The 10,439-nt window shown below is 60.6% G+C and carries 9 protein-coding genes; 6 read left to right on the plus strand and 3 right to left on the minus strand.

Annotated features, from left to right (window positions below; translation table 11 throughout):
• Positions 1-64 precede the first annotated feature (64 nt).
• From K728_RS0105785 to K728_RS0105805, 5 genes are all read left to right on the plus strand, one after another.
• Positions 65-1,030 carry a DAK2 domain-containing protein gene (locus K728_RS0105785; RefSeq protein ID WP_024476151.1) on the plus strand — a complete coding sequence of 322 codons (966 nt, stop codon included), beginning with the start codon at positions 65-67 and terminating at the stop codon, positions 1,028-1,030.
• A complete protein-coding gene (locus tag K728_RS0105790; protein ID WP_024476152.1) occupies positions 1,023-3,245 on the plus strand; it encodes an ATP-dependent DNA helicase RecG in 2,223 nt (740 codons plus the stop codon). The genes K728_RS0105785 and K728_RS0105790 overlap by 8 nt, the downstream gene beginning before the upstream one ends.
• 30 nt (positions 3,246-3,275) lie before the next feature.
• Complete coding sequence (locus K728_RS0105795) at positions 3,276-3,899, plus strand: hypothetical protein (RefSeq protein WP_156911206.1); 624 nt, start codon at positions 3,276-3,278, stop codon at positions 3,897-3,899.
• 97 nt (positions 3,900-3,996) lie between these two features.
• Positions 3,997-5,496, plus strand: coding sequence for an HNH endonuclease signature motif containing protein (locus K728_RS0105800; protein ID WP_024476154.1), 1,500 nt, complete (start codon positions 3,997-3,999; stop codon positions 5,494-5,496).
• 358 nt (positions 5,497-5,854) lie between these two features.
• Positions 5,855-7,420, plus strand: coding sequence for an alpha/beta fold hydrolase (locus K728_RS0105805; protein ID WP_051317626.1), 1,566 nt, complete (start codon positions 5,855-5,857; stop codon positions 7,418-7,420).
• 42 nt (positions 7,421-7,462) lie between these two features.
• Here the strand turns inward: K728_RS0105805 and K728_RS0105810 are convergent, their stop codons facing one another.
• Positions 7,463-7,669: a hypothetical protein gene (locus K728_RS0105810; RefSeq protein WP_024476156.1), complete on the minus strand. Its 207-nt coding sequence runs from the start codon at positions 7,667-7,669 to the stop codon at positions 7,463-7,465.
• 110 nt (positions 7,670-7,779) lie between these two features.
• On the opposite strand from K728_RS0105810, the gene rsmD reads away from it, so the two are divergent.
• Positions 7,780-8,358, plus strand: coding sequence for a 16S rRNA (guanine(966)-N(2))-methyltransferase RsmD (gene rsmD, locus K728_RS0105815; protein ID WP_024476157.1), 579 nt, complete (start codon positions 7,780-7,782; stop codon positions 8,356-8,358).
• A 107-nt stretch (positions 8,359-8,465) separates the two neighbouring features.
• Here rsmD and K728_RS0105820 read toward each other — a convergent pair whose 3' ends face one another.
• Together K728_RS0105820 and K728_RS0105825 are read right to left on the minus strand one after the other, a co-directional pair.
• A complete protein-coding gene (locus K728_RS0105820) occupies positions 8,466-9,695 on the minus strand; it encodes a phosphotransferase (protein WP_156911208.1) in 1,230 nt (409 codons plus the stop codon).
• Complete coding sequence (locus K728_RS0105825; protein WP_024476159.1) at positions 9,692-10,375, minus strand: phosphotransferase family protein; 684 nt, start codon at positions 10,373-10,375, stop codon at positions 9,692-9,694. Before K728_RS0105825 ends, K728_RS0105820 begins: the two co-directional genes overlap by 4 nt.
• Positions 10,376-10,439 lie beyond the last annotated feature (64 nt).

Here is a 10,439-nt window from a genome sequence, read left to right on the forward strand (position 1 = left end):
CGGTCACATGCTTACGTGGGATGGGATCACTTTGCAGACGAAGATCACCGCTAACGCGATTGCGATGAAGCGATGGTTGAGCAAGGCCGAAGAGTCCCTGGGCAACCACAGCGACCGGCTGAACGCCATCAACATTTTCCCAGTGGCCGACGGCGATACCGGCACCAACCTCTACCTCACCGTCCGCGCAGCCTCCCAAGCCGCCAACGCGGCCGACACCACCGACCTCGGTGAACTGTTGAAGATTGCCGGCCAGGCTGCCATGGAGGATGCGAGAGGAAACTCCGGCACCCTGTTCGCGGTGTTCCTTTCGGCAATCGCCGAGCCATTGCACCACCACGTGCGGCTTTCCGGTCCGTTGCTCGCCACGGCGCTCCAGCGTGCACAGATCCGCAGCTGGTCCGCGCTCAGCGACCCGGTTCCCGGCACCATGCTCTCTGTCCTCGAAGCAACAGCCCGCGGAGCCGCCGTCGTCGACAGTGCCCAGAACGGCGACGACAGTAACCATGCCCTCGCCCTGACCCTTCAGGCGGCCGTCGAGGCGGCCCTCGAGGCAGTCGTCCACACCGAGAGCCAGCTCGGTGTCCTGACCCAGGCGAAGGTGGTGGACGCCGGGGGAGTGGGATTCCTGCTCATCATGGATGCGCTGCGGGCGGCCTCCCTGGGCGAGGAGTTGCAAGACGAGCTCCTCGACGGACTTCACGGTTACGACATCCAGGCACCCCACATCCATAACGGCGGCGATGCCGACGGGGTGGAGGTCATGTGCACCATCAACCTCAGCCCCCTCGACGCCGCAACCCTGCGACTTCATCTGGACGAGCTCGGCGACTCGGTCATCATGAGCGCAGTCACCGAAGTCGAGGACGGCTACCGATGGCGGGTACACGTCCATGTGCCCACCCCTGAGCCCGCACTGAAACTCATTCATGAAGCAGGCAATCCCATCAATGTCTCGGTGACGCAACTTGCTTCCCCACGGATCGGCGACACGCCCCTGTACAGCGAAGTTCAAGAGGCCAGTGGATAAACCAAATACCGGGGAACTTAGCTCGCCCCTCGACGGGGTTGTCAGTCCCAAGGCCAAGGTCAGGGCCTTTGCCGAGACCCTCAACATTCACACCTTTAGCCATCTGCTCAATCATTTTCCCCGTGCCTATTTTGAGCGCGGTGAACTGACTCCCGTGAGCTCAGTACCGTTGGGCGAAGACGTGACAGTGATTGCGCGGGTGCAGTCCGCCAACCTGAGGCAGATGCGGAGCCGCAAGGGCTCTTTGTGCGAGGTAGTGATCACCGACGACACCGGAGGAAAGCTCGGCAGTCTCAGCCTCTCCTTCTTCAATGGTCGCCAGGCCGCAAGGGATTTGCGTCCCGGCGTCCACGCCATGTTCTCCGGCAAGGTCACTGAGTATAAGCGCCGGCTGACCCTCACCAACCCCATCTATTCATTGCTCGACGACGACGGGCCCGTCGACCCGGATCTTCTCGAGGCTCCCCTCCCGGTGTACCCGGCGTCGGCGAAGGTTCCCAGCGAAACCATCAAGAAGGCTGTCGGCAAGCTGCTCGACAGGCTGGTGCACTCCCAGTTCAATGATCCAGTGCCGTCGGATATTGCGCGCCGGGACAAGCTGATGAATATCACCCAGGCTTATGAGTTGATCCATCGTCCCCACGCGATTGAAGACGCCTACCGGGCCAAGCACCGCTTCCGCTACCAGGAGGCGCTCGTTCTGCAGACAGCACTGGCCCGACGTCGGGCGCTCACCTCGCAGGAGGAGGCGACGTTGCGTCGGCCACAGTCGGGCGGACTGCTGGACCAGTTCGACGCCCAGCTGTCCTTCACCCTCACCGACGGACAGAAGGATATCGGGGAGACCCTGACCGAGGACCTGTCCTCTTCCCATCCGATGAACCGGCTCCTGCAGGGTGAGGTGGGCTCCGGTAAGACGTTGGTCGCGCTGCGGGCGATGCTGCAGGTGATCGACGCCGGTGGTCAGGCTGCACTGTTAGCGCCGACCGAGGTTCTGGCTGCACAGCATCTGCAATCCATCACCCGGACGCTGGGGCCGCTGGCCATGGGAGGGATGCTGGGGGGAGCCGCCAATGGGACCAAGGTGGTCCTGCTGACCGGCTCCATGTCCACCGCGCAGCGTAAACAGGCAATGCTGGACGCAGCGACGGGTGAGGCCGGGATTGTGATCGGGACCCATGCCCTGCTGTCCGATAATGTGAGCTTCTTCGACCTCGGGCTCATCGTGGTGGATGAACAGCACCGATTCGGCGTCGAGCAACGCGACGTGTTGCGATCCAAGGCCACCAATTCGCCGCACGTGCTGGTGATGACCGCGACCCCCATTCCCCGCACGGTCGCGATGACGGTGTTCGGCGACCTGGACGTGTCGACCTTGACCGAGCTGCCCGCCGGCAGGGCACCGATCACTACCCATCAGGTAGGTCTCACGGAACATCCCGACTGGATTGAGCGCATCTGGGCGCGGGCCAGGGAGGAGATCGACGCCGGACGTCAGGTGTACGTGGTGTGTCCCAAGATTGGCGACCAGGAAGAAGACTCCACGGCGCTGGAGCTCTACTCGCCGGATGCGTTGTCCGATAACCGGGGTCCTCAGCAGGAATTGACGTCGGTCAACGAGTTGTTCGAGTCACTCCGAGACGTGCCCTCGCTGCGGGGCGTGTCGATGGGGGTGCTGCATGGACGTTTGGATCCCGCCGAGAAGAGCGCCACCATGGCCCGCTTCAATGACGGCAGTATCCAACTTTTGGTATCCACCACGGTGATCGAGGTCGGTGTGGACGTTCCCAATGCCACGCTGATGGTCATCATGGACGCGGACCGATTTGGCATTTCCCAGCTGCATCAGCTGAGGGGCCGAGTAGGTCGGGGTGGGCATCCTGGAACCTGTCTGCTGGTGACACAGCTCGACCCCGAGCATCCCAGCAGGGAAAGACTGGCTGCTGTCGCGTCGACTACCGACGGCTTCGAACTGTCACAGAAAGATCTTGAGCTCAGGCGCGAAGGCAACATTCTTGGTGCTTCACAGTCCGGCGGACGGTCGGCGTTGAAGTTCCTTCGGGTCGTCAAAGACGTGAAGATCATCGAGAAGGCACGCGAAGATGCGCAGCAGATCGTGGCGGACGACCTCGATCTGGTGGATCATCCAGACCTTGCCGAGGCAATGGATCTGTACCTGAATCCCGAGAAGGAAGCGTTCCTGGAGCGGGGCTAGCACTTGGCTGGCAGGTCTATTGTTGACGGCATGAGCACGGCCAATACCTCCGTACGAATTCAATTGGGAAGCCTATTGACAGTCGTGGGTGGCTTGCTCATGGTGACCCTGTGGCTAATTTTTACGACGCTACATGGAGCAACCTCCTTCAACGAGGACGGTTCTGCTTTGGGGTTATCGACGCTGTTTTGGGGGATGTTGTTGGGGAGCATTCCGAATCTGCTCATAGCGACAGGCTTAATTCTCCGTTCATCATGCCTGGCTTTGACAACTGGTCGGCTGGCACGGCTCGGATACGTATTGCTGTTGATCGGGTTAATCGTTCCGGCAATGGCTGATCTTGCAATCCAGGCTCTGGGGCCGCCGTTCTTCGTCCCCGTCGCTGCGGTTGGACTGATTGTTCTGGGATCGGGAGTCCAGAGCGACCCGCAAATTAGCAAGCCAAGCCGTTACCTCTTGCTGTTCGTTGGGCTTGTCCTCGGGATCGCCTTCGCATGGGCACTGATACCGACTGCACTCACAGACTCCATCAGTGGCTACAGAATCTATGGCGGCTTCGCTCATTTTGCGGCGGGCGTCGGCTGGGTGATGTTCGGCGTCAGTGTGCTGCGCGCCCGATTCACCACGATTGAAGCACCCTCAAGAAGACTGTAGATAACTTCAGATGGGTGGAAGAAATGATGCCTGACTACTCCTCCACAATGGCACGTATCGCTGGCTTATTCGAACGTACGTTCGATAAAATTGTGACATGGCAATCACCCCGTTCGAGCAGCAGACCGATACTCCTCGGTACTTGGCTTGGTTGAACACCGAGCTTGCGGGGATCGCTGACTCGTTTCGTTCGGAGAGCATGGTGATGCCTACCCGCAAACTCGCCGAAACCGCGGTGGCTATCGAACAACTTGCCAGAACTGCGGAGCAGCTTCAGCTGATTGCCGCACATGCGGTGGAACATCAGAATGTGGCAGTCGTTGGCGAATCCGATCAGCGGCTAAGTCTGGGAGCGTCTGACGGCGATTCCTCCAACGGAGCCCTGAACCGGACGGGGTGCAGAGACAACGCCGAGTATCTTCGGAACACTTTGCGAATCAGTAAGAGCGACGCGAAGAGACGGATCCGTGTATCCAGCCAGGTCTTGCCCACGGTTCAGTTGAATGGTCAGCCGCTTGCTCCGCGGCTGGAACACCTGGGAGCTGCGATTGCTCGATCGGAAGTCAGTAGCCAGGCTGCCACCCTAATCAGTGCGACGATGGAGAGAGTCAGGCCTTTTGCTTCGTCCAAAAACCTGGATGAGATGGAAGCCACTTTGACTCGGCAGGCAATCCTGTCGGATGTGGACGTGCTCAGGGTACTGATCCAGCGGTGGGAAAGTTTGCTCAATCCTGATGGCTCTGAGCCGACGGAAGAGGTTCTGCGAGCACGGCAGGGAGTCTTCCTAAGAGGCAAGCGTCATGGTCTGCGCTTCATGGAGATCTCGGCGACCGACGATCAGTTCGAAGACCTGATCACGGTGATGTATTCAGCCACCAATCCACGGGCCAGGGCAGGACTATCAACCGCCGAAGCCGAAAAGCTGGGTGGTGTCCAAAAAGATTCACCGACGCCAGGGGCAGGGAACGCTCCAGAGGATGAACTTGATCGGTCGACATGGGCGCAGCAGCTGCTGGATGGCTTGGTGGGTGCATGTCGTATTGCTTTGGCCAGCAACAAGCTTTCCGACGCCGGAGGGATGAGGCCGCAGGTACTGGTCACCATCAATTACAAGGACTTGGTGGCCGATGCTGGTCGAGCCGGTCATGCAGCATTTGGCGGTTTGATCAGTGCTCGGTCGATTCGTCGGATTGCCTGCGATGCGAATGTTCTACCGGTGGTGCTGGGAACAGAAGGACAGATTCTGGATGTGGGGAATCCTCGTCGGCTGTTTCCTCCCAGTCTCCGAAAGGCGTTGACAGCGCGGGATGGTGGATGCGCGTTTCCGGACTGCATGATGCCGTCACCCTGGACCGAGGGGCATCACATCATTCCGTGGAGTAGAGGTGGCCCAACCACCGTGGATAACGGAGTTTTGTTGTGCAGCAGGCATCACCACTTGCTTCACCAGGAGGAGTGGAGAATCGAGCTGAAGAGCCGGATTCCATGGTTCATTCCTCCCCGGTATATCGATCCGACGCAGAGACCTCGACAGAACCACTATCACCGGGATCATCACCACCCGCCGCCGGGTCACAATCCATTGCTGACGAGTTGAAGCCCTGCCCGACTTGCCAAGCACATGCCCACCAATGGCTTTTTTCATTGGTACCTGTGGACTCCGTACTTGTGGACTCGATGCTTGTTGACTCCACACTCCTTGACTCCACTTTGGGGCCTTCACCGGGCAACTCACTCATGCCATGCCATTCGTCGAGTGATTGCGACCGGTGTTCGGTTCTCTCGGAACTGCGCAGACCTCCCGGCTCTTACCCGGCGCTGCGGGACCTTCGACTCTGTGCCGTGGGCTGTGCCGGCTGTCGAATGGAAAGTGTTCGAATCAGTGGGGGCCATCGACTCTGGATTGACTGGATGTGGTCTCCAAATGAGGATTTCCCCTCCAGGAAGACACGGATATGTCACAAGAGCAGCTTGTTACTTCGTTGTCCCCGTCCGACCCGGCCGAGCCGAGCCGACGTAATGGCATCCTGACTAGACCCTGGATAAGACTGGCAGTCGCGGTGGCTGTAACGGTCGGGTACGGGGTGGTGGCCGGTTGGCTGACTCCTCGAGGTCCCCTGACGGAGGTCGAAGCCGTCGCAACGGTGGCGATAAGTCTGCTGGTCGGGGCTGCCAGCGGCGTCCTCATGCGCTCGCGGTGGGCGGTTCCTTTTACTCCCGTGCTTTTCCTGGTGTCGTTCGAGCTCGTCCGTGCAGGTGCTGAGGGCCCAACCGTGGACGGAATTCAGCTCAACTCGATATACGGCATCGTCGCGTTCATCACGGGCCGCGGGTTGCACGGGCTTCTGGTCCTGATCCCCATGATGTTTGGCGCCGTCCTCGGTGCTGCGCTTGAGCGGCGAAGGGATCAGCGGAAAGGCCAAGATCCCAGTGTTTCAACTTTTCGGCGGGTACGGACAGTCCTGCTCCGCGGACTCACGGCCCTTACCGGTGTATTTGTTCTTCTCCTTGGCTTCCTTGTCGCGTTGCCGGGTACCACGGGCGCCATCCTGGCCGACGACGGCACACAGCTGCCGGGAAGTGTCGCCGAGTTCGCAAGCGTGGATGTGGAGGATCATCAGCTGAACCTCATGATCCGGGGACGCAGCGATACGAACCCGGTCCTGCTGTTCCTTGCTGGAGGTCCCGGGGGAACCGAGTTAGGAGCGATGCGCAACCACGGGACGGCTCTGGAAGAGGATTTTGTCGTTGCGACCCTCGACCAGCGAGGTACCGGCAAGTCGATGGATCAGTTCGAGCCAGCCTCAACCCTGACGCTTGAGAACGCAATGAGCGACGCTCTGGCCGTCACAGAGTATCTTCGCCAACGGTTCGGTCAGGACCGTATCTACTTGGTCGGACAATCGTGGGGATCAACGCTCGGGGTTCTCCTTGCGGATCGTGAACCACAGCTCTACCAGGCCTTCGTTGGCATTGGTCAGATGGTGAGTCAGCGGGCCACTGACATTATTTTCTATGAGGATGCGTTGGAATGGGCGCGCAGCACAGGCGACGTCGGGCTGGAGGCCACGCTTGAGGAGAACGGTCCGCCGCCCTACACCGACATCAGGGCCTACGAACCGGCGATCGGCACCGAACAACTGGTTCATCCGTACGACCACACCCCAAACGCCGAGGGATCAGGTCAGAACTCCGAAGGGCTATTTGTCGAGGAGTACTCCAATGTCGAAAAGATCCGAAACCTTGGCGCCACCCTCGACGTCTTCTCAGTGCTCTATCCGCAGCTACAAGAGATTGATTTTCGCGAACAGGTAACGAGCCTCGACATCCCCGTGTACCTGGCGCAGGGGCGTTACGAAGCCCCCGGTCGTGCCGACCTCGCGCTCGAATGGTACGGAATGCTGAGTGCTCCCTCCAAGGAACTGCGGGTGTTTGAGACCTCAGGGCATCGAGCTATCTGGGAGCAGCCAACCGAGTTCCATCAGTTGATGGTTGAGGTGCTGGAGGACACGAGCGGATAGGAAGCGCTCGTTTGTCATCCACGATCGGACGGCCGAAACCGTCTATGGTCGATACACCAGCCTCGCTATAGCACCCACCAGCAACCCGATCGCGGCCCCGAGGCCAGCGCCGACCGCAATCCCAGGCCCGCCCGCAATCGCTACGCCGATGACGACACCGGCTCCAGCTCCCATGCTGATACCCACACTGGGAAGATATTCGTGGAACCCACGGTCCGGCGTAGCAGGAAACGCATCCAATGTGGTCATGTGCCTATCGTCCGAGTGCAAGCTTCCGAATTGCTAGGGGCTTTTGTCCTCTCCGCACTGCTTGCCTACCTGTGGCCAGACGAGCCACCTCATGTCGATACAGTTGAAACATGAGTCGAATCATCGCCGGAGCCGCTGGAGGCATACCGTTATTCAGTGTCCCGGGTACAGCAACACGGCCCACTACTGACCGAGTCAAAGAGGCATTGTTCTCGCGTCTCGACGCCAACGAGGTCATCGCTGATGCAAGAGTGCTCGACCTTTTTGCTGGCTCAGGCTCCCTGGGCGTGGAAAGCGCCAGTCGGGGAGCGAGGGTCGTTGACCTAGTGGAGTCGGCCGACAAGGCAGCAGCTGTCAGCCGATCCAATGCTGATCTGGTTAACAAGACCCTCAAACACCAGACAGTGCGGGTCCACCATCTCAAGGTGGAGACCTATCTTGATCGCGTGACCCCGGAGGACCAGTGGGATCTGGTCCTCATGGATCCTCCCTATCCAGTGGAAAACGAATCGCTGACCACTCTTCTTGCCACGCTGATTCCGCATCTTGCCGAGGGTGCAGTGGTCGTTCTCGAACGTTCATCGCGCTCGCAGGAGCCAAACTGGCCTGTCGGTCTGGAACGCTTCGCTGAGAAGAAGTACGGCGAAACCAAACTGTGGTTCGCTGAACCAACAGTGCCTGCATCGTAGCTGTGGGACTAGCTTCCGCGAGGGAAGCTAAGGACTGGCCCGACGACCGTCCAGATCAGCTTGATCCAGCCCTTCCAGGAAGACGAGATCAGCCGGGGGGAGTAAGACTAGGCCGCAGTCGTTTCTGCGAGTTTGATCTCGAGGCCTTCAAACCACTGGTGAGCGAGCGCCCGGTACTGAGGCCTGAACGCATACAGGCACGCCAGTCGAAGCCTTGTCGCCGCCGCATAGGCTTCCAACCGTTGATCGGACACCCCGATAGCGTCTGCCGCTGTGAGAACGGCCTGTTTCGCCGTTTGCGCCGCAGCAGCAGAATAGACACCCTGTGCTCGGCGAAAATCGACGTGCACCAGAAGATTCGCGAGATCAAGAGCTGGCTCTGCGACAGATACCGTGTCGCAGTCGATCAACCCGACGGCGCCCGAATCCGGATTGAACAGCAACTGCTTGTCGTGGAGATCACGATGCGACAACACTGCCTGCTGCGGCACACCTGAAATCAGCAGCCGAGCCACCTGCGCCGAAGCCCGCTGGAGCCGGGCGGGTGCAACAGGCAACGCCTCGAACTCCTGCACCTGGTTGACCCACCTGGCCACGGTGTGACACTCATCGCGCGCCGTATGGGCCGGTAGAGCAACACTGCCCTGTCCGACACTTTCTTGTCCGACACTGCCCGGTTCAAACCTGTCCTGCGCAACCGCCAGCCGGGGCCACAGCTGGGCCCACTGCTGCCACGCCATCTCCCAGGTGCCAGCAACGTCCCAGATGCTGGTTTCGGCCAGGATGCCAATCCCGGCGGAGGTGTCAATCCCGCCGTCGTTCCCGGGTCCGTCTGAAGGCGCGTCGCCGTCTCCTGAGCTAGCACCGTCCGCATGCCTGCCTGCGGTCGACCCTCGCCCGAGCTCGTGCAAACTGGTGCCGTGCACCGCCGTCAACGTGACGCTACCCGGATGCTGCACCACGACGTCGGGCACCACAATCCCCGATGGGTGCGCCAACGTGCGCATCCATCGATGGGCCACCGCCACCCCCTCAGCCTTGCCGGGAGCCAGGAGCTTGGTGAATCCAGCATTATCGCGGACCACTGCGCGCCGCTTGTACCGGTGGACCAGCAACTGACCTAGCGCTGCAGCACCGGGAAGACCAGACAGCACCGGGTCTTCAGCAAACGGAGCCAAACGCACCACTCCGTCAGCCTCGATGGTTCCGGCCCTGATCTGGCCACCATCGGTGTCCATCGCCTCAAAGGTGAGTCGACCACCGTCACGCGGCCACGCCCGATGGACGTTCAGCTGCCGGCCAGCACGATCCGTCAGTGTCGCAGGAATTGTCGTCACCACAGGATGTTCTCCATCAGGTCTAGTTGGTTCACCATGTCCTGCCGCCAGGTTGGGGAACAGGATCGAAAAGGCTCACTCAGGCGGTTAAGCAAATGAAAGATTGTCCACCCCAGGACCTCTGTCTCGGTGGCGCCCGTCGGGCCGGCGCTGTAGCCGTCCAGCATGGCCGCCGTGCGGGGAAGCGCCAACACATCGGTGTCTCCCGCCAGCGGCATACTGTGCAGGATCTCGACGGCGGCAAAGCTACCCAGATCGGAGGCACCTGCACCATAGGTACACCGCTCCAGATCCGTCAGCCGGATGTCGCTACCATCCACCAGCACCTGGTCGGCAGAAAAGTCACCGTGAATGAGCGCTGCCCGGCCAGGACGCCGCAACCGCGGTTCCAATCCGGCACGCAACCGCTCCAGCCGGTCGGTAATCCCGGGAAGCAGTGACGATGTCTCCCTCACCAGATTGATCAGCGACCCGGCAGGCGCCCGCCACCGGTGTGTGTCAAAGGCCGGGGGCTGCTGATGAAGCAACGCCAACGCCATGCCCGCCGCATAGGACGCGGCAGCCGCCTCGGCCCCGGCCCCGGCAGTATCCCTGAGGGCCGCAGCTCCCAGCTGAGAGGACTGGTTGCTGGTACCTACGGTGCTGAGGTCACCGGACCCGAACCAAGTGAAGTACTGCACACGGCTCGAAGTCGGCAGCCCCGACCGGTCGACTGTCTCCAATACCGGGACACCGCGGGACGCG

This window comes from Arthrobacter sp. CAL618, assembly GCF_000468215.1.
Classification (GTDB): domain Bacteria; phylum Actinomycetota; class Actinomycetes; order Actinomycetales; family Micrococcaceae; genus Arthrobacter_D.

Bases quoted from the DNA above. Each gene is read 5' to 3' on its own strand.
- K728_RS0105785 (WP_024476151.1), top strand. From the start codon at position 65: ATGAAGCGATGGTTGAGCAAGGCCGAAGAGTCCCTGGGCAACCACAGC.
- K728_RS0105795 (WP_156911206.1), top strand. From the start codon at position 3,276: ATGAGCACGGCCAATACCTCCGTACGAATTCAATTGGGAAGCCTATTG.
- K728_RS0105800 (WP_024476154.1), top strand. From the start codon at position 3,997: ATGGCAATCACCCCGTTCGAGCAGCAGACCGATACTCCTCGGTACTTG.
- K728_RS0105805 (WP_051317626.1), top strand. From the start codon at position 5,855: ATGTCACAAGAGCAGCTTGTTACTTCGTTGTCCCCGTCCGACCCGGCC.
- K728_RS0105810 (WP_024476156.1), bottom strand. From the start codon at position 7,669: ATGACCACATTGGATGCGTTTCCTGCTACGCCGGACCGTGGGTTCCAC.
- rsmD (WP_024476157.1), top strand. From the start codon at position 7,780: ATGAGTCGAATCATCGCCGGAGCCGCTGGAGGCATACCGTTATTCAGT.